At 62.5% G+C, this 18,029-nt stretch carries 23 protein-coding genes; 10 read left to right on the forward strand and 13 right to left on the reverse strand.

The genetic code is table 11. The features are described 5' to 3' along the window. Positions 1–141 precede the first annotated feature (141 nt). Both hemF and aroE read left to right on the forward strand, forming a co-directional pair. A complete protein-coding gene (gene hemF, locus HWQ56_RS00130) occupies positions 142–1,056 on the forward strand; it encodes an oxygen-dependent coproporphyrinogen oxidase (protein WP_176569491.1) in 915 nt (304 codons plus the stop codon). A 52-nt stretch (positions 1,057–1,108) separates the two neighbouring features. Continuing rightward, a complete protein-coding gene (gene aroE / locus HWQ56_RS00135; protein WP_176569492.1) occupies positions 1,109–1,933 on the forward strand; it encodes a shikimate dehydrogenase in 825 nt (274 codons plus the stop codon). Here aroE and HWQ56_RS00140 read toward each other — a convergent pair. From HWQ56_RS00140 to betC, 3 genes are read right to left on the reverse strand one after another with little or no spacing between them, the layout of a single operon-like run. Further along, a complete protein-coding gene (locus tag HWQ56_RS00140; protein ID WP_176569493.1) occupies positions 1,930–3,498 on the reverse strand; it encodes a SulP family inorganic anion transporter in 1,569 nt (522 codons plus the stop codon). The two genes, aroE and HWQ56_RS00140, sit on opposite strands and share 4 nt — an antisense overlap. Before the next feature lie 48 nt (positions 3,499–3,546). After that, on the reverse strand, positions 3,547–4,467 hold the full coding sequence (choX, locus tag HWQ56_RS00145; RefSeq protein WP_176569494.1) for a choline ABC transporter substrate-binding protein: 921 nt from the start codon (positions 4,465–4,467) through the stop codon (positions 3,547–3,549). Positions 4,468–4,485: 18 nt separating this feature from the next. Next, positions 4,486–6,006 carry a choline-sulfatase gene (gene betC / locus HWQ56_RS00150; RefSeq protein ID WP_158153029.1) on the reverse strand — a complete coding sequence of 507 codons (1,521 nt, stop codon included), beginning with the start codon at positions 6,004–6,006 and terminating at the stop codon, positions 4,486–4,488. Between the two features lie 115 nt (positions 6,007–6,121). Here betC and HWQ56_RS00155 point away from each other — a divergent pair, with 115 nt between their 5' ends. After that, the gene (locus HWQ56_RS00155) at positions 6,122–7,057 is read left to right on the forward strand and encodes a choline sulfate utilization transcriptional regulator (RefSeq protein WP_158153030.1); all 936 of its coding nucleotides are present in this window, start codon (positions 6,122–6,124) and stop codon (positions 7,055–7,057) included. Positions 7,058–7,085: 28 nt separating this feature from the next. Beyond that, positions 7,086–7,424, forward strand: a complete 339-nt coding sequence (locus HWQ56_RS00160; protein ID WP_176569495.1) for a DOPA 4,5-dioxygenase family protein — start codon at positions 7,086–7,088, stop codon at positions 7,422–7,424. A gap of 109 nt (positions 7,425–7,533) precedes the next feature. On the opposite strand, the gene HWQ56_RS00165 is transcribed toward HWQ56_RS00160, so the two are convergent. The 4 genes from HWQ56_RS00165 to trpB all read right to left on the reverse strand — a co-directional run bounded on the left by HWQ56_RS00165 (position 7,534) and on the right by trpB (position 10,608). Then, positions 7,534–7,983, reverse strand: a complete 450-nt coding sequence (locus HWQ56_RS00165) for an anti-virulence regulator CigR family protein (RefSeq protein ID WP_158153032.1) — start codon at positions 7,981–7,983, stop codon at positions 7,534–7,536. Positions 7,984–8,017: 34 nt separating this feature from the next. Further along, positions 8,018–8,449 (reverse strand): hypothetical protein, encoded by a 432-nt coding sequence (locus HWQ56_RS00170; protein ID WP_158153033.1) that lies wholly within the window; start codon positions 8,447–8,449, stop codon positions 8,018–8,020. Positions 8,450–8,575: 126 nt separating this feature from the next. Continuing rightward, on the reverse strand, positions 8,576–9,388 hold the full coding sequence (gene trpA / locus HWQ56_RS00175; protein WP_176569496.1) for a tryptophan synthase subunit alpha: 813 nt from the start codon (positions 9,386–9,388) through the stop codon (positions 8,576–8,578). Then, positions 9,385–10,608, reverse strand: coding sequence for a tryptophan synthase subunit beta (trpB, locus tag HWQ56_RS00180; RefSeq protein WP_158153035.1), 1,224 nt, complete (start codon positions 10,606–10,608; stop codon positions 9,385–9,387). Before trpB ends, trpA begins: the two co-directional genes overlap by 4 nt. Before the next feature lie 112 nt (positions 10,609–10,720). Here trpB and HWQ56_RS00185 point away from each other — a divergent pair, with 112 nt between their 5' ends. Then, on the forward strand, positions 10,721–11,617 hold the full coding sequence (locus tag HWQ56_RS00185) for a LysR family transcriptional regulator (RefSeq protein ID WP_176569497.1): 897 nt from the start codon (positions 10,721–10,723) through the stop codon (positions 11,615–11,617). On the opposite strand, the gene HWQ56_RS00190 is transcribed toward HWQ56_RS00185, so the two are convergent. Next, entirely contained in the window at positions 11,614–11,937 is a 324-nt protein-coding gene (locus tag HWQ56_RS00190; protein ID WP_158153037.1) for an ElaB/YgaM/YqjD family protein, read from the reverse strand. The genes HWQ56_RS00185 and HWQ56_RS00190 overlap by 4 nt on opposite strands. Before the next feature lie 149 nt (positions 11,938–12,086). Between HWQ56_RS00190 and HWQ56_RS00195 the strand changes: the two genes are divergently transcribed. Beyond that, positions 12,087–12,302: a dodecin gene (locus HWQ56_RS00195; RefSeq protein ID WP_158153038.1), complete on the forward strand. Its 216-nt coding sequence runs from the start codon at positions 12,087–12,089 to the stop codon at positions 12,300–12,302. Between the two features lie 121 nt (positions 12,303–12,423). Beyond that, positions 12,424–12,648, forward strand: a complete 225-nt coding sequence (locus HWQ56_RS00200; protein WP_158153039.1) for a DUF1161 domain-containing protein — start codon at positions 12,424–12,426, stop codon at positions 12,646–12,648. 51 nt (positions 12,649–12,699) lie between these two features. Here the strand turns inward: HWQ56_RS00200 and HWQ56_RS00205 are convergent, their stop codons facing one another. Beyond that, entirely contained in the window at positions 12,700–13,701 is a 1,002-nt protein-coding gene (locus HWQ56_RS00205) for an LLM class flavin-dependent oxidoreductase (RefSeq protein ID WP_158153040.1), read from the reverse strand. A gap of 208 nt (positions 13,702–13,909) precedes the next feature. On the opposite strand from HWQ56_RS00205, the gene HWQ56_RS00210 reads away from it, so the two are divergent. Both HWQ56_RS00210 and HWQ56_RS00215 read left to right on the forward strand, forming a co-directional pair. After that, on the forward strand, positions 13,910–14,338 hold the full coding sequence (locus tag HWQ56_RS00210; RefSeq protein ID WP_158153041.1) for an OsmC family protein: 429 nt from the start codon (positions 13,910–13,912) through the stop codon (positions 14,336–14,338). A gap of 122 nt (positions 14,339–14,460) precedes the next feature. After that, complete coding sequence (locus HWQ56_RS00215) at positions 14,461–14,697, forward strand: DUF1161 domain-containing protein (protein WP_158153042.1); 237 nt, start codon at positions 14,461–14,463, stop codon at positions 14,695–14,697. Here HWQ56_RS00215 and HWQ56_RS00220 read toward each other — a convergent pair. Both HWQ56_RS00220 and HWQ56_RS00225 read right to left on the reverse strand, forming a co-directional pair. Further along, the gene (locus HWQ56_RS00220; RefSeq protein WP_158153043.1) at positions 14,694–15,107 is read right to left on the reverse strand and encodes a PA0061/PA0062 family lipoprotein; all 414 of its coding nucleotides are present in this window, start codon (positions 15,105–15,107) and stop codon (positions 14,694–14,696) included. The two genes, HWQ56_RS00215 and HWQ56_RS00220, sit on opposite strands and share 4 nt — an antisense overlap. A gap of 51 nt (positions 15,108–15,158) precedes the next feature. Continuing rightward, positions 15,159–15,572 carry a PA0061/PA0062 family lipoprotein gene (locus HWQ56_RS00225; protein ID WP_158153044.1) on the reverse strand — a complete coding sequence of 138 codons (414 nt, stop codon included), beginning with the start codon at positions 15,570–15,572 and terminating at the stop codon, positions 15,159–15,161. Positions 15,573–15,631: 59 nt separating this feature from the next. On the opposite strand from HWQ56_RS00225, the gene HWQ56_RS00230 reads away from it, so the two are divergent. After that, positions 15,632–16,714, forward strand: coding sequence for an aminopeptidase (locus tag HWQ56_RS00230; protein ID WP_176569498.1), 1,083 nt, complete (start codon positions 15,632–15,634; stop codon positions 16,712–16,714). Between the two features lie 15 nt (positions 16,715–16,729). On the opposite strand, the gene HWQ56_RS00235 is transcribed toward HWQ56_RS00230, so the two are convergent. Both HWQ56_RS00235 and HWQ56_RS00240 read right to left on the reverse strand, forming a co-directional pair. Continuing rightward, positions 16,730–17,377 carry an HAD family hydrolase gene (locus HWQ56_RS00235; RefSeq protein WP_158153046.1) on the reverse strand — a complete coding sequence of 216 codons (648 nt, stop codon included), beginning with the start codon at positions 17,375–17,377 and terminating at the stop codon, positions 16,730–16,732. 14 nt (positions 17,378–17,391) lie between these two features. Further along, positions 17,392–17,955: a gamma carbonic anhydrase family protein gene (locus HWQ56_RS00240; protein ID WP_158153047.1), complete on the reverse strand. Its 564-nt coding sequence runs from the start codon at positions 17,953–17,955 to the stop codon at positions 17,392–17,394. Positions 17,956–18,029: the final 74 nt, after the last annotated feature.

The raw sequence follows: 18,029 nt of genomic DNA on the forward strand, positions 1-18,029 counted from the left end.
AAAGCCTCTATCGGACGCTTTTGTCCGGGCGCCGTCAACCGCTCAAAGTGTGCCACCGATGCTATGCTACGCGCCGAATTTGCTCTCGGGCCGCGGTTTCCCCCAGCGCGGCCCGGCCTCTGCCCGTTCCAAGGTGATGCCATGACTACCCGCACCGAAGCCGTAAAAGCCTACCTGCTCGACCTGCAAGAGCGCATTTGCAGCGCCCTTGAAACCGAAGATGGCGGCGCCCGCTTTGTCGAGGATGCCTGGGCCCGTGCCGCCGGTGGCGGTGGGCGCACCCGAGTGATCGAGAATGGCATGGTGATCGAAAAGGGCGGGGTCAACTTTTCCCACGTCTTCGGTAGCGGCCTGCCGCCTTCGGCCAGCGCCCACCGTCCGGAACTGGCGGGCCGCGGCTTCGAGGCACTGGGCGTGTCGTTGGTCATCCACCCGCACAACCCCCATGTGCCGACGTCCCACGCCAACGTGCGGTTCTTCATTGCCGAGAAGGAAGGTGAAGAAGCCGTGTGGTGGTTCGGTGGTGGCTTCGACCTGACCCCGTACTACGCCAACGAAGACGACTGCATCCACTGGCACCGCGTGGCCGAGCGTGCCTGTGCGCCGTTCGGCGAAGATGTCTACCCGCGCTATAAGGCGTGGTGCGACCGCTACTTCCATATCAAGCACCGCAATGAACCCCGAGGTATCGGCGGCTTGTTCTTCGATGACTTGAACGAGTGGGATTTCGACACCAGCTTCGCCTTCATGCGGGCCATCGGCGATGCTTACCTTGAGGCCTACCTGCCCATTGTCCAGCGCCGCAAGGCCGCCGCCTACACCACCCAGCAGCGTGAATTCCAGGAATTTCGCCGTGGCCGCTACGTGGAGTTCAACCTGGTGTACGACCGTGGCACCCTGTTCGGCCTGCAGTCGGGTGGCCGCACCGAGTCGATCCTGATGTCGCTGCCGCCGCAGGTGCGCTGGGGCTACGACTGGAAGGCGGCGCCTGGCAGCGAAGAGGCACGCCTGACTGACTACTTTCTCACCGACCGCGACTGGCTGGCCGAGGCCTGACAGCCGCTGTGGATAACCCTTTAGTGCGAGACACAGATTAGGAGTTGGCAGAATGGATCGTTACGTCGTCTTTGGTAACCCGGTGGGCCATAGCAAGTCGCCCGCCATTCACCGCCTGTTTGCCGAGCAGACCGGCCAGACCATGGACTACAGCGCCCGCCTGGCCCCCCTCGACGGCTTTACCGACGATGCCCGTGCATTCTTCCAGGAGGGGCTGGGGGCGAACGTTACCCTGCCGTTCAAGGAAGACGCCTACCGCCTGTGCGACGTGCTTACCCCTCGTGCCCAGCGCGCTGGCGCCGTGAACATGCTCACGCGCCAGGCCAATGGCAGCATCCGGGGCGATAACACCGACGGTGTGGGCCTGGTCCGCGACCTGATGAACAACGCCGGCGTCGTCTTGAAGGGCAAGCGCATTCTGCTGCTGGGTGCCGGCGGCGCGGTGCGTGGTGTCGTGGAGCCGATTCTGGAACAGCAACCGGTATCGCTGGTCATCGCCAACCGCACCGTCGACAAGGCCGAGTTGCTGGCGCAGATCTTCGCGGGCCTGGGGCCGGTGGCGGCCAGTGGCTTCGACTGGCTGGAAGAGCCTGTGGATATCATTATCAACGCTACGTCGGCGAGCCTGGCCGGGGACCTGCCGCCCATCAGCAGCAGCCTGATCCAGCCCGGTGTCACCGTGTGCTACGACATGATGTACAGCAAGGAACCGACCCCATTCTGCCGCTGGGCCAGCGAGCACGGCGCCGCGCTGGCGCTGGATGGCTTCGGCATGCTGGTGGAACAGGCCGCCGAAGCGTTCACCTACTGGCGCGGTGTGAACCCGGACTCCAAGGCGGTGCTACAAACCCTGCGCCAGGAGATGGCCGCCGGTTAATGCTCGAACTGGATCGGGCAGTGTTCTGCCCCTTCCAGCTTGTTCAGCTCTTCGATTACCTGGGCGCGGGCATGGCGCAATGTCAGGCTGCGCGACTGGGCGCGCAGGCGTCGGGCCTCCTGATGCAGCATCTCCACCCCTGAATAATCAATGAAGTTGATCTGCTGGGCGTCGATGACCACTCGCAGGCCCTGCGCGCGCTGCAGCCGTACTTGCAGGTAATGGCTGGCGCCGAAGAAGATCGAACCGCCGACGCGCAACACTTCTTCGTCACCGTCGCGCCATTGCTGTACCCGCGGCTGTGACGTGCGCTTGAGGTAGAAGAACAACGACGCCAGTACCCCGGCGTAGATCGCGGTCTGCAGTTCCAGCAACAGCGTGGCCAGGCAGGTCAGGGCCATGACCACGAACTCTGAACGGCTTACCCGAAACAGCGCGCGAATACCGCGATGGTCTATCAGGCCCCAGCTGATGAGCAGGATGCTGCCGGCCATGGCCGGGATTGGAATCTGCGCGATCAACTGGGCGCCGGTCACGGCAAACAACGCCACCCACAGTGCCGAGAACACCCCGGCCAGCGGCGAACAGGCGCCCGCCTCAAAGCTCAGGCCTGAGCGCGTGAACGAGCCCGCCGATAGCGAGCCAGAGAAGAACGCCCCTACGATGTTCGACAGCCCTTGAGCGCGAACTTCCTGGTTGGCATCGAGCATCTGCTGCGAACGCGTAGCGATGGAGCGGGCAATGGACAGGCTGGTAACCAGGCCGAGCATACCCACCGCGACAGCGCTTGGCAGGAGTCGCAGTACCAGCGTTGGGTCAGTGGGCAGTGCGCTGAACGGCGGTAACTGGCCAACGAAAGCGCTGACCCGTTGTACATGCGCGAACATCGCCGGCCACATCCACGCCACAGCGCTACCACTGACCAGGGCAATCAACAGCGTGGGCCAGCGCGGGACCAGGGCTTTGAGCAGCAAGCCCAGGGCCAGGGTGAACAGCCCGAGCATCAGCGAAGCCTTGTCTACCTCGCCCAGATGCTCGAACAGATTGGCAAGGCTGGCGAATGCCGTGGCCTGGCTGGCCAGGGTGATGCCCATCAGGCTAGGCAGTTGGCCGATGGCGATGACGATGGCGGCACCCAAGGTAAAGCCCAGCACCACCGAATGGGAGACAAAATTCACCAGCGCGCCAAAGCGCAGCATGCCCAGCAGCCACTGGAAAATACCCGCCAGGAAGGTCAGCAGCAGGATAAGCGTGACGTAGTCCTCGCTGGCGGGCACGGCCAAAGGACTCACGCTGGCATACAGCACAATGGAAATGGCCGCCGTGGGCCCGCAGATAAGGTGCCAGGACGAACCCCACAAGCAGGCGACCAGCACCGGGATGATCGCCGCATACAGGCCGTACTCGGGCGGCAGGCCGGCGATCAGGGCGTAAGCGATGGATTGCGGCAGGGCCAGAATGGCACCGCTCAGGCCCACCACCGCATCACGGCTGATACTGGCGCGGGTCTGGCGCGGGAGCCAGGCGAGGAACGGCAGCAGTTTAGCCAGTCTGGGCCAGCGCATTGGTCTCTCTATATTCATTCGTTTTCTGGTAGCTGGCTTCAGGCCTGGTTACAGGCGTGTCTTCACTACCGGCAAGGCATCCTGGCCATCCAGGGTCTTTACCCCATCGAGCCACTTATCGAGCACCGCCGGGTTGGCCTTGATCCACTTTTTCGCCGCGTCCGGGTAGCTGACCTTGGTGTTGACCACGTCGGCCATGATGCTGTTCTCCATCTCCTGGGTAAAGACAAGGTTGCCCAGCAACTTGGCAACGTTCGGGCACGCCTGTGCATAACCCTTGCGGGTCAGGGTATAGACGCTGCCGCTGGAGCCAAAATAGGCCTCGCCACCCGTCAGGTAATGGAGCTTTATTTCCACGTTCATGGGGTGCGGGGTCCAGCCGAGGAATACCACGAACTGTTTTTTATCCACAGCCCGTCGAACTTGCGAGAGCATCGCCTGCTCGCTGGATTCCACCAGCTTCCATTTGCCCAGTTGGAACTCGTTTTTCTTGATGATCTGCTGGATCGACAGGTTGGCCGGGGCACCGGAGCCGATACCGTAAATCTTGCTGCCGAATTGTTCAGCGTATGTATTGAGGTCGGTAAAGCTGTGCACACCGGCATCCCAGACATAGTCCGGCACCGCAAGGGTGAATTCGGTGCCCTCCAGGTTCTTCGCATACTGGGTCACATCCCCGGTGGCCACGAATTTGTCGTAGAAGCCCTGCTGCGCAGGCATCCAGTTGCCCAGGAAGACATCCACCTTGGCATCCTTGAGGCCTCCGTAGGCGATAGGCACCGCCAGGGTATCGACCTTGGCCGTGTAGCCCATGCCGCCCAGCAGCAGGCCAGCGATGGCATTGGTGGAGGCGATGTCGCTCCAGCCGGGGTCGGCCATCTGCACGGTGCTGCAGCTTTGTTCGTCGGCCTGCGCGTGCAGGCTGGCTACGGTCAGCAGCGCGAATAGGGCCTGTGTGGATAACTTCATCGGACTTCCCCTCGAACGTTATTGGTCTTGGCAGGGTTGTGGATAACGGGCCTTGCGCTCCAGATCGTCCAGGTCGATGTGATTGCGCATGTATTGCTGACTGGCGTCCACCAGCGGCTGGTGGTCCCAGCTCTTCAGCTTGCCCACGCTCAGGGCCTGGGCCACCAGACGGCGGCGACGCTGGCTGGCGAGCACCTGTTGGCGTATCGCCGGCACGTCCCATTTGGCCCGCGCCTCGGCCAGCAGTGCGGTGAACAGTACCTGGTGTTCAGGTGACTGGCTCACATCCTCACGTTCCTGCGGGTCGTGGCGTACGTCGTAGAGTAGGCAAGGGTCGTCCTCGCTGTAGATAAATTTGAAGTCGCCGCGGCGAATCATCATCAATGGGCCGACGGTGCCCTCGGCCATGTACTCGCCGAACACTTCGTCGTGACCGCCCTGCCCTCGCAGATGGCTGACAAGTGAGCGGCCATCCAGGGGGAGCCTGGGGTCCACTTCGCCACCGCCCAGTTCCACCAGGGTTGGCAGCAGGTCCGCCGTGGATACCGCTGCGCTCACCCGTGCCGCCTTGAATTGCCCCGGGGCACACACCAGCAGCGGTACCCGCGCCGACATCTCGAACCAGTGCATCTTGTACCAGAGACCGCGCTCGCCGAGCATGTCGCCGTGGTCGCCGGAAAAGACGATGATGGTGTCGTCGGCCAGGCCCGTCTCGGCCAGGGTCTCCAGCAGCTTGCCGACGTTGCTGTCGATATAGCTGCACGCCCCGAAATAGGCACGGCGCGCATCGCGGATCTTGTCCACGGGCAGCGGTTTGTCCCACAGGTCGTAGACCTTGAGCAGGCGCTGGGAGTGCGGGTCCAGTTCATGCTGCCCAGGCACATTGGCTGGCAGCGGGATGTCTTCATCACGGTACAGGTCCCAGAACCGCCTGGGGATGGTGTACGGGTCATGTGGGTGGGTCATGGAGACGGTCAGGCAAAACGGCTGCTCACCGCTTTCGCGCACATGGTCATATAGATACTGCTGCGCCTTGAATACCACCTCTTCATCGAAATCCAGCTGGTTGGTGCGTACGCACGGCCCGGCCTGCAGCACCGAGGACATGTTGTGGTACCAGCTGGGGCGCACATCGGGCTCATCCCAGTTCACTGCCCAACCGTAATCCGCAGGGTAGATGTCGCTGGTCAGCCGTTCTTCGTAGCCATGCAATTGGTCCGGCCCGCAGAAATGCATCTTGCCCGAAAGTGCGGTGCGGTAACCCAGGCGGCGCAGGTAGTGGGCATAGGTGGGTACATCGGCGGGGAAGTCGGCCGCATTGTCGTAGGCGCCGATCTTGCTGGGCAACTGCCCGCTGACCAGGGTGAATCGCGATGGCGCGCACAACGGGCTGTTGCAGTAGGCGGCGTCGAATACCACGCCGGTTTCAGCCAGGCGGGTCAGGTTGGGCAGCTTGATGGGCGAATGCGTGGCATGGAACGGCAACAGCGGCGCGGCCATCTGATCGGCCATGATGAAGAGAATGTTCTTGCGCTTCATAGGTGGGCGGCATTCCATAGTGTTGAATTATGCGAAAGTGCTCGCCAACCAGAATGCGATCGCGCTGAAATGCGGTAAAGCCCATACCGGGCAATGCCTAGGATAAGCACAGCTAATGTTAAATAGCCTCGCATACCTGTCCCTGGACCTGTTGCGCGCCTTCGAGTGCGCTGCCCGCCATCGCAGCTTCACAGTCGCCGCTGCCGAACTGGGCACCACCCAGCCTGCCGTCAGCCAGCAAATCAAGCGCCTGGAGGAACAACTGGCCACACGCCTGTTCGATCGCGTCTACCGGGGCATCGAACTGACCGATGCTGGCCGCACCCTGTTCGAAGCCGTGCAAGCGGGCTTCGAGGCCATCGACCAGGGCCTGGCCGCCATCACCCTCCAGCCGCAGCACGAAGTGCTGCAGGTGGCCACGGACTTTGCCTTCGCCGCCTACTGGCTGATGCCCCGCCTGCACCGCTTCCACCAGGCCCACCCGCACGTCGACGTCAGCCTGGTGACCAGTGAACGTAGCCACGCCATGCTGCGTGCCGATATCGATGTGGCCGTGCTGTTTGGCGATGGTCGATTCAAGCAGGGGGACAGCCACTGGCTGTTTGCCGAGGAAGTGTTCCCGGTGTGCAGCCCGAGGCTGCTGGAAGGCCGCGCGCTGCCCCTGTCGGCGCAGGCTTTGCTGGACCTGCCGTTGTTGCATCTGCGTGGGGAAAGCACCAGCCACTGGTTCAACTGGGCGGGACTGTTTCGCACACTGGGCATTCACAGTGCGCCTGCACCGGGGCAACTGCGGTTCGATAACTACACCTTGCTGATCCAAGCGGCGATAGCCGGGCAAGGGGTGGCGATTGGCTGGCGGCACTTGGTGGATGCTTTGATTGAGCAGGGGTTGCTATGCCGGCCCATCGTGGAAACGGCCAGCTCGGCGTTGGGGTATTACGTGGTGTTGCCACAGCGCAAGCGGCGGGGAGAACTGATCGGGCGGTTTGTGGAGTGGTTGCGCGGGGAGCAATCGGGCCCGCAGGGAGCGCGGTCAGACATGATATTGTGACAGCGCCAGACTGCCCGGAGACAACGTTTTGCAATCCATCAACGGCTACCATGCCCACGTCTACTTCGATGCCTCCACCCTCGCTCAAGCCCGCGCCCTGTGCGAAGAAGCCGCACGCCTGTTTCCCGAGGTGGTGATGGGGCGGGTTCACGAAAAGCAGGTAGGGCCGCACCCCGACTGGAGCTGCCAGCTGGCGTTCGGGCCGCAATTGGTGAGTGAAATGCTGCCGTGGCTGGCGATGAACCGCAGGGGGCTTGTGGTGTTCATGCACCCGCTGAGCGGGGATGAATTGGCGGACCACCGGGACCATGCGATCTGGATGGGAGCGGTACGGCCTTTGAAGCTATCGGTGTTCGGCGCCGATTAAGCTGTGGGGCCGGGCGAAGCTTGGGATAAGTCGCCACGGGTTCCCATAGGAGCCCGCAGTGGCTGGTTCACGAGCTACGCCCGGTCCCGCAAGGGTGTTGCGGGCTCTATCAGTTCAACACACCATCGAGAATCTCGTACACCACGCCGGTGCCTACCGAGATCAGCACTACGTCAGTGCCCAGGCGGCGCCATTCGTAGCCTGGGTAGCGTGGCAGCTGCGACAGGGCACGGCTGTCCAGGCGCTTGCCGTAGCCGTGGGGCAGTGGGCGGCCTTTGACCACGTGCACGTTCGGCGGCAGCGGGCTGCCACGACCGAAGCTGTCGCGGTGCTGCTGGATGGTCTGGCGCACAGGGCCGAAGTCCTGTGGGGGACGATTGCCACCGCCGGCGTGCTGCTGTTGCGGCGCGCCATGTTCATTGCCCTGTGGGCCACCCTGTTGCTGGTGTTGCTCACCGCCCTGGCGCTGGTCGTCCGGGCCGGGTGCTGCTTGCAGCAGAGGGGTGACGCCAACCAGCAGCACGCCCATACCTGCGATAAGGGATTTTGGCAGTTTCATACGCGTTCCTCGCGGTGGTGTATCAAAAGGAAAATCAGTAGGCCAGGACGCCCTGCAGTACCTGGTAAACCACACCGGTGCCGTCCTGAATCAGCACGATATCCGGGCCGTAGGCGATCCACTGGTAGCCTGGGTAGTACGGCAGTTGTTCCAGTTCACGCGGGCCCAGCGGGCGGCCGTAGCCGGGTGGCAGTGGGCGCCCTTGAACCACGAACACGCCTGGCGGCAGGCGCTCGGCCCGGCCGAAGTAACCGCGGTGCTCGAACGCGTGCTGGCGGATAGGGCCGAAATCGCGCGGCGGTGGGCCGCCGTGGTCGAAACGGTGGTCGTCGTGGCGGTCGTCACGATGATCGTAGTGGCCGTGGTCATCCGGGCCGCCCGGGCCCCATTGGTCGGCATGGGCCAGGGACGTCATGCCGACAAGCATCAGGCCCAGGCCGGCAATCAATGGTTTGGACAGTTTCATCGAGCGAATCCTCACTGCTCTAACAACAAAAAAGGGAACCGGATCTTATCGATCAGGTTCCCTCTGGTCTTGCCGATTTAGTCAAAGAAATCAGCCACTAATTCCTTTGTAACAAGATATTTACCTTCAGCTTACACGGGCCTTACGTACGCCCTGTGCCAAGGCGGAGCACAGCTCCAGGACGTCCCCCACTACCTGCTCTGGCGAAGCGGCCTTGGCGATCTTGTCCACCAGCGCCGACCCCACTACCACGCCGTCAGCCAGACGAGCAATTGCCGCTGCCTGCTCCGGCGTGCGAATACCGAAGCCGACGCTGATCGGCAAATCGGTGTGGCGGCGCAGGCGCTCGATGGCGCTGCTGACTGCCTCAGTGGTAGCGGAACCGGCACCGGTCACGCCGGCCACGGATACGTAGTAGACAAAACCGGAGCTGCGCTCCAGTACACGTGGCAGGCGCGCGTCGTCGGTGGTCGGCGTGGTCAGGCGGATAAAGTCGATACCCGCTGCCTGGGCCGGGGTGGCCAGTTCGGCGTCGTGCTCAGGCGGCAGGTCGACGATGATCAGGCCGTCCACGCCGGCTTCCTTGGCCTCGCCTACGAAGGCTTCCACACCAAAACGGTGGATGGGGTTGTAATAGCCCATCAACACAATCGGAGTGGTGTCGTTGTCGACGCGGAACTCGCGCACCATCTGCAGGGTTTTTTTCAGGGTCTGGCCAGCGTCCAGGGCGCGCAAGGTCGCCAGTTGGATCGCCACGCCGTCCGCCATCGGGTCGGTGAAGGGCATGCCCAGCTCGATCACGTCGGCGCCAGCGGCTGGCAGGCCCTTGAGGATGGCCAGCGAGGCATCGTAGCCAGGGTCGCCGGCGGTCACGAAGGTCACCAAAGCGGCGCGGCCCTCGGCTTTCAGATCGGCGAAGCGTTGTTCAAGACGGCTCATGCCAGTTTCTCCTGCTCGGCGGCGGCCATATGGCTCATCACGGTTTGCATGTCTTTGTCGCCACGCCCGGACAGGCAGACGACCATCAGGTGATCCTTTGGTAACGTCGGCGCGCGCTTGATGGCTTCCGCCAGGGCGTGGGCGGTCTCCAGGGCCGGGATGATGCCTTCCAGGCGGCAGGTAGTGTGGAACGCGGCCAGGGCTTCGTCATCGGTGATGCTGACGTAGTTGACGCGTTTGATCTCGTGCAACCAAGCATGCTCGGGGCCGATGCCGGGGTAGTCCAGGCCCGCGGAAATGGAATGGGCGTCGGTGATCTGGCCGTCGGCGTCCTGCAGCAGGTAGGTGCGGTTACCGTGCAGCACGCCCGGTACGCCGCCGTTGAGGCTGGCAGCATGCTTGTCGGTGTCCACGCCGTGGCCGGCCGCTTCCACGCCGAAGATTTCCACGCTGGCGTCGTCCAGGAATGGGTGGAACAGGCCCATGGCGTTGGAGCCGCCGCCCACGCAGGCCACCAGGCTATCGGGCAGGCGCCCTTCCTTGGCGTGCAGCTGCTCGCGGGTTTCCTTGCCGATGATCGACTGGAAGTCGCGAACCATGGCCGGGTACGGGTGTGGGCCGGCCACGGTACCGATCAGGTAGAAGGTGTCCTCGACGTTGGTGACCCAGTCGCGCAGCGCTTCGTTCATGGCGTCTTTCAAGGTGCCGGTGCCGGCGGTGACCGGGACGATCTCGGCGCCCAGCAGGCGCATGCGGAACACGTTGGCCTGCTGGCGCTCGATGTCGGTGGCACCCATGTAGATTACGCAAGGCAAGCCGAAGCGAGCGGCCACGGTAGCGGTGGCCACGCCATGCATACCCGCGCCGGTCTCGGCGATCAGGCGTTTCTTGCCCATGCGCTTGGCCAGCAATACTTGGCCAATGCAGTTGTTCACTTTGTGCGCGCCGGTATGGTTGAGCTCTTCGCGCTTGAAGTAGATCTTGGCGCCGCCGCAGTGTTCGGTCAGGCGTTCGGCGAAATACAGCGGGTTCGGGCGGCCGATGTAGTCGCGCTGGAAGTAGGCCAGTTGCTCGAGGAATTCCGGGTCGGCCTTGGCGGCCTCGTACTCGCGGGCCAGGTCCAGCACCAGCGGCATCAGGGTTTCAGCCACGTAGCGGCCGCCGAAGGCGCCAAACAGGCCGTTGGCGTCGGGGCCGCTGCGGAAGTTGGTCTGGGTCATGGGTCGCTCCAGTGAACAGGAATGGGCTTGCTATGAATCTACTGTAACCACGGCACGCGTTGAAAAAAACCGATAAGATTGCTGCAACCTGTCAGGAAAACTCACACATACCATGAGCCGTGACCTGCCTCCCCTGAACGCCTTGCGTGCCTTCGAAGCCGCCGCCCGGTTGAACAGCGTCAGCCGTGCCGCCGAACAGTTGCACGTAACCCACGGCGCGATCAGCCGCCAGTTGAAGGTGCTGGAAGAACACCTGGGGGTCAGCCTGTTCGTCAAGGAAGGGCGCGGCCTCAAACTCACAGATGCAGGGCAGCGCCTGCGCGATGCCAGCGGTGACGCCTTCGAGCGGCTGCGCAGTGCCTGTGCCGAGATCAGCCAGGGCGCCGGCGATGCCCCGTTCGTGCTGGGCTGCTCAGGCAGCCTGCTGGCACGCTGGTTCATTCCCAGGTTGGGACGCCTGAATGCCGACCTGCCAGACCTGCGTTTGCACCTCTCCGCCGGCGAGGGCGACCTGGACCCGAGGCGTCCTGGCCTGGACGCCTGGCTGGTGTTCGCCGAGCCACCGTGGCCGGCCGACATGCAGGTCCATGAGCTGGCCGTGGAGCGCATCGGCCCGGTATTGAGCCCGCGCTACGCGCATTTCGACAAGTTGACGGGCATGGCCGCGCGGGGCCTGGTAGGGCAACCGTTGCTGCATACCACTTCGCGGCCACAGGCGTGGCCCAATTGGGCGCGGCACAACGGCATCGATCCCGGCCAGTTGAGTTACGGCCAGGGTTTCGAGCATTTGTATTATCTATTGGAGGCGGCCGTGGCGGGCCTGGGGGTGGCGATCGCTCCGGAACCCTTGGTGGTCGATGACCTTCGGGCCGGTCGCCTGGCGGCGCCGTTCGGCTTCAGTGAAACCGCGGCGCGCCTGGCGCTGTGGGTGCCCCGGCGCGCCACGGATGGGCGCGCCCGGCAACTGGCGCACTGGCTCACGACGGAGCTGGCGCGCCAGGGCGATTAGTTGCCGCGCTTGACCAGCAGGTAGCCGGCAAGAAGGCCCAGTACGCCCACGGCAACGCCAGCGGTAGTCCATGGGTGCTCTTGGGCGTAGTCGCGGGTGGCGACGCCGGTCTCGCGGGTTTTCACCTTTACGTCTTCATATACGTCGCTGAGCAGATGACGCGAGTGTTTCAGGGCGTTTTCAGCGTTGGCGCGCAGGCTTTTCAGGGTTTTGCGCGACTCGTCGGACGCGTCGTCCTTCAAGCTCTCCAACGATTTGAGCAGACTTTCGATTTCCGCTTCCATGCTTTGCAACGAAGCCTTGCGAAGTGAAGTAGCCATAGGTGTCTCTCCTGCGTGGTGAGTGTGCGTGTAAGTTTCCGACTGCAACGCTTTCGGAAAGTGCAGTGCATGTGAACTTTTGCTGCCCGATTCGGCACAGAGGTAAAAGGCCACCTACGCTCAAGACCACTATCGAAAGGAGATTCACCATGACTGATCATCGCACCTACAAGCTCATCGAACTGGTTGGTTCCTCGGCGACCAGCATCGAAGAAGCCATCAACAACGCCCTGGCCGAAGCCGGCAAGACCGTCAAGCACCTGGAGTGGTTCGAGGTACTGGAAACCCGTGGCCACATCGAGAACAACAAGGCCGCGCACTTCCAGGTCACCCTGAAGGTTGGGTTTCGAATTGAAAACAGCTGACAGCATTTCAGGACCGGTCTGACTGGCCGAATTGCCAGTATTCCGCTACAACCAGTGCTTGGGGGGCGCCCGGTAATGTTACCGGGCGCTTTGCGTCAAATCTGACCAGGGAACGTGACCGATGAAGAGAGTTTTGTTGGCAGCAGGTTTGTTGTGCATGGCGGGCTCGGCGCTGGCGGCTGGAAAGTCGTGCGACGAGCTGAAATCGGAGATTGCCGCAAAAATCGACGCCAAGGGCGCCCACGGCTATTCACTGGAGGTGGTCGATAAGGGTGCCTCGGCGGATGGCAAGGTTGTCGGCACCTGCGAGGCGGGCAGGAAGGAAATCGTCTACAAGCGCGGCTAAGCGCTCTGTTGTATTGGTTTGTGGGAGCTGGCGAGCCAGCTCCCACCGTTTTCAGCCCTGGGCGAGCTGTGCCAGCAGCTCGTAGGAATGCAGCCGGTCGGCGTGTTCATACAAGTCGCAGGTAAAGATCAATTCATCTGCCTGGGTCTGCTCCAGCAATACATCCAGCTTGGCGCGAATCTTTTGCGGGCTGCCGATCATGGCCAGGCCCAGGAAATCAGCGACCGCGGCTTTTTCGTGGGGCAGCCAGCGGCCTTCCATGGTCTCGACCGGTGGTTGCTGCACCAGGCTCTGCCCGCGCATCAGGTTGAGAATGCGCTGGTACACCGACGTTGCCAGGTAATCGGCTTGCTCGTCGGTATCCGCGGCCACCAGCGGCACGCCCAGCATCACGTAAGGCTTGTCGAGCACGTCTGATGGCTTGAAGTGGTTGCGGTATACCCGTATGGCTTCATGCATGTAGCGCGGTGCGAAATGCGAGGCGAAGGCGTAGGGCAAGCCGTACATGCCTGCCAGCTGGGCGCTGAACAGGCTGGAGCCCAGCAGCCAGATCGGCACATGAGTGCCAGTGCCCGGTACGGCGATCACTTTTTGCTCAGGGGTACGGGGGCCCAGGTAGCTCATCAACTCCAGTACGTCATCGGGGAAATCGTCGGCGCTGCCGGAACGCTCACGGCGCAGGGCGCGGGCGGTCATCTGATCGGAGCCCGGCGCGCGGCCCAGGCCCAGGTCGATACGGCCGGGGTACAGGCTTTCCAAGGTGCCGAACTGTTCGGCGATCACCAGCGGCGCATGGTTGGGCAGCATCACGCCGCCGGAGCCCACGCGAATCGTGGATGTGCCACCCGCCAGGTAGCCCAGCAGCACTGAAGTGGCCGAACTGGCGATGCCGTCCATGTTGTGGTGCTCGGCTACCCAGAAGCGGTTGTAGCCGAATTTTTCCAGGTGCTGGGCCAGGTCCAGCGAGTTGCGCAGTGAATGGGCAGGGCCCTTGTCGGCGCGCACGGGCACCAGGTCCAGGGCGGAAATCTTGATATCGGAGAGTCGTTTCATGGGGGGTAGTGTCCTCGGCAGTCGACTGGAAGGCTGGTGCATGCACGCAAGTCCATGGGGTCCGCACCACCCTGCCCTTTAACCAACAGTATGGTCATATTGAGAAACTTCAATGCGTGATTGTCAATCCGTCTGAACTTGCAGGCTTGCCAACCCCTCCTAACCTCAGTGACTGCGCGAACCTTCGCGTGCAACCCGAGGAGGCATCATGAAGAAGACAGCATCAGCCGTTTGGCAAGGCGGCCTGAAAGACGGCAAAGGCCAGATTTCCACTGAAAGCGGCGCCCTCAAGAGCAACCCCTATGGCTTCAACACCCGCTTCGAAGGCCAGCCAGGAACCAACCCGGAAGAGCTGATAGGCGCGGCTCATGCGGGTTGTTTCTCCATGGCCCTGTCGATGATTCTGGGCGGTGCCAACCTCACCGCTGACCGTATCGACACCATTGCCGAGGTCACCCTGGACAAGGTGGGTGACGGCTTTGAAATCACTGCCGTGCACCTGATCCTGAAAGCCAAGGTGCCGGGCGCCAGCGAAGAGCAGTTCAAGGAATTGGCCAATAAGGCCAAGGAAGGCTGCCCAGTCTCCAAGGTGCTCAAGGGCGCCAAGATCAGCCTGGACGCCACGCTGGTCAGCTAGGAGCAGCGCTGGAACAGCAAAGGGCATTCGTGGTCGAATGCCTGGGTGCCGTTTGTCTGGTCACCCCGCGGGCATTGCCCAGGGTGACCATCCCCCCTCCTGTGCACCCCAAGGAAGCTATCATGATCAAGCGACTGATATTGACCCTCGCCTGCTGTGCTGCGGCTAACAGCGCTTTGGCTGCGCCCAAGCCTTGCGAAGAACTGAAGGCCGAAATCGAAGCCAAGATCCAGGCCCAGGGCGTCACTTCCTATACCCTGGAAATTGTCAGTAACGAGGAAGTCCATGACAAGAACATGGTGGTCGGGTCGTGCGAAGGCGGCAGCAAGAAAATCATCTACCAGAAGAACGACCGTTAAAACAAACAGTTGATGTCGCGGTCCTCGGCCACCACCTTGCGGTTCTGGTCGTACAGCCGTGCACTTGGGGTCATGCCCAGCGTACGCGTTTCCAGCACGTAACGCTGGCCCGGCTGAAAGCCGTCATAGCGCACGCTGAGGTAGCAGGTGCGTTCGTCTGGCTCAGCCATCATCAACCGGCCCGCGTAGATCTCGAAGTCGTACCGCACCATCAGGTCATGGCTACCCGGGGTCACCTGGAAATAGCGACCATCGTTCAGCCGTACGCCATCAAGGCGCTCTGCCATGACGACCTTACCGCCGAGCATGGTCATGTCGACCCAGGCTTGCTGGGGGTTTTTTGCCGGCAACGGGGTGGTGCTGCAACCGGCCAGGGTGGTGAGTACAACGACAGCAAGGGCGCGGCGCATTGAAGAGCTCCAACGGGGGCATAGGCTTTCAGCATACCCCTAACCAGCCACTTACGTAGCCTGGCAGCCCGCCGGTTGAGCCTTGCCAACAACGTAGCGCTGCTGATCATAGAGCTTTGCCCACGGCTGGAAGCCCAGGCTGCCGGCCTCCAGTTGGTAACGCTGGCCGGCGTTGAAACCCTTGAAGGTCAATTTCATTCGGCAGTCGCGCCACAGGGGCTGGGCTGCTGGGCCAATGTTGGTGGCTGCCACCGGGAACTGAAAAGTTACCCACAATTCATGAGCACCGGGCTGCACTTCAAAGTAACGTGGGTCTGCCCAGTCGTGGTTGTCGACTTTCACCGCGTGCAGCGAGTTTTCCTTGCCCGCCTTGAGGTCGACCCAGGCCTGGTGGGGGTCGGGATCAGGCAAGGTGGAACAACCGGCCACGGTCGCCAGACCGCAGACAAGTAACATGGCACGCATGGCAAAACTCCTGATGGCAAGGATGGCCGGCTCGTCCCACAGAAGGATGCCCCCGACAGATGATTGATGTTCTTCTTCTACTGCGCTCGCGCTTTGGGTCACTCGACCGCAAAATCGGGGCCTTGGTTCCCCTGCTGGCCGGTTTGCTGCTGAACGGTTGTTCGACCTACTACGGGCAGTTGCTGGATGGCCAGGTGCAATTGCTGCGGGCTCGCGAGCCCGTCAGCCAAGTGGTGGCCGACCCGGCCAGGGACGCCAGGCTGCGTGAACAGCTGCGCCAGTCCCAGGCCGCCCGGGACTTTGCCAGCAGCCACCTGCACCTTCCCGATAACCGCAGCTACCGGCTGTACGCCGATGTGAAACGCTCCTCGGTGCTGTGGAATGTGTTTGCCACGCCGGAGTTTTCGCTTGACCCGCAAACCCACTGCTTCCCCATCGCGGGGTGCGTGGCGTATCGCGGGTATTACAGCCTGAGTGGCGCGCGGGGTGAGGCAGCGCTGCAGAAGCAGGCGGGCATGGACGTTTACATCGGTGGCGTGGATGCCTATTCGACCCTGGGCTGGTTCGACGACCCCATCATCAACACCATGATGGATAGGGGGGACGAGCGCCTGGCGACGCTGATATTCCATGAGCTGGCGCACCAGCGTTTCTATGTGCAGAACGACACCGAGTTCAACGAGTCCTATGCCACCTTCGTCGAGCAGGAAGGGACCCGGCAATGGCGCGCCTACCAGGGCTTGCCACCGGCAGATCAAGATATGGCCAAGCAGGTCCACCAGTTCACCCAGCTGGTGCTGGATACCCGGGAGCAACTCAAGGCCATATACGCCCAGCCACTTGCGCCTGTGGCCATGCGCCAGGCCAAGCAGCAGGCATTCGAGCGGATGCGCGCGCAGTATCGGCAACTGCGAGGCAGCCAGTGGGGTGGGGACAAGCGCTATGACGCCTGGGTGAACGCGCCGATGAACAACGCCAAGCTGTTGCCATTCGGGCTGTATGACCAGTGGGTACCGTCGTTCGCCGCGCTGTTCAGCCAGGTGCGGGGCGACTGGCCAAGCTTCTTCAAGGCGGTGGAACGGCTGGGCAAGTTGCCCGCCGATCAGCGCAAAGCCGCGCTGGTGAAGCTGGCGTCGCGCTGATCCCTGGCAACGGCTTCAGCGCATAAAGGCGCGGTGCAATTCGGCCAGGGTGTCGAAGTGGTAGGTGGGTGCTTCGGCCTCCAGCTCTTCACGGCTGCCGAAGCCATACCCTACCGCTACCACATCCAGGCCATTGGCCCTGGCGCCGATCAAGTCATGCTTGCGGTCGCCGATCATCAGAGTATGCGCCGGGTCCAGGCCTTCTTCCTTGAGCAGGTGGGCCAGCAACTCGACCTTGTTGGTGCGGGTACCGTCCAGTTCACTGCCGTAGATCACCTTGAAGTGCTTGGCGAAGTCGAAATGGCGGGCGATCTCGCGGGCGAATTCCCACGGTTTCGAGGTGGCCACGTACAGGTGCCGCCCTTGGGCCACCAGGGTTTCGAGCAATTCAATGACGCCTTCGAATACCTCGTTTTCATACAGGCCCGTGACCTTGAAGCGCTCACGGTAGAAGTTCACCGCCTGCCAGGCCTTTGCTTCATCGAAACCGTAGAACTGCATGAACGCCTGCAACAGGGGGGGGCCAATGAAATGTTCCAGCTTGCTCAGGTCCGGCTCGATAATGCCCAGCTTTTCCAGCGCGTACTGGATCGAGCGGGTGATGCCTTCGCGCGGGTCGGTGAGCGTGCCGTCCAGGTCGAAGAGGATGTTCTGATAATGCATGGGGGCTTCCGGATTCAGTCGGTGGAGAGCGGGTTGGGGCTGGCGAAACCGGCGTCCAGATGCTGGTCTTTCAGTTTCACGTAGTTGGCGGCGGTGTAGGTGAAAAAACTGCGCTCCTTGTCTGTCAGCGGCCGGGCCTGCTTGACCGGGCTGCCAACGTAGAGGAAGCCGCTTTCCAGGCGCTTGCCCGGTGGCACCAGGCTGCCGGCGCCGATGATCACTTCATCTTCCACCACTGCGCCGTCCATCACCGTGCTGCCCATGCCGATCAGGATACGGCTGCCAACAGTGCAGCCATGCAGCATCACTTTATGGCCGATGGTCACGTCATCGCCAATGATGAGCGGGAAGCCTTCGGGGTTGAAGGGCCCGGCGTGGGTGATGTGCAGGACGCTGGCGTCCTGCACGCTGGTGCGCGCGCCGATGCGGATGCGGTGCATGTCGCCGCGGATCACGGTCATGGGCCAGACCGAGCTGTCCTGGCCTATTTCGACATCGCCGATAACAACCGCCGAACGGTCGACAAAAGCCCGCTCGCCCACGACGGGCGTGTGCTGCTGGAACGTACGAATGGCCACGATAGGCTCCTTCTCTGGCGTTGATAGCTGCGGTGAGCGCCGATTGTAATTAAGATGGGCAAGTGTTTCTTCAG

The organism is Pseudomonas eucalypticola, from assembly GCF_013374995.1.
GTDB classification, from domain to species: domain Bacteria; phylum Pseudomonadota; class Gammaproteobacteria; order Pseudomonadales; family Pseudomonadaceae; genus Aquipseudomonas; species Aquipseudomonas eucalypticola.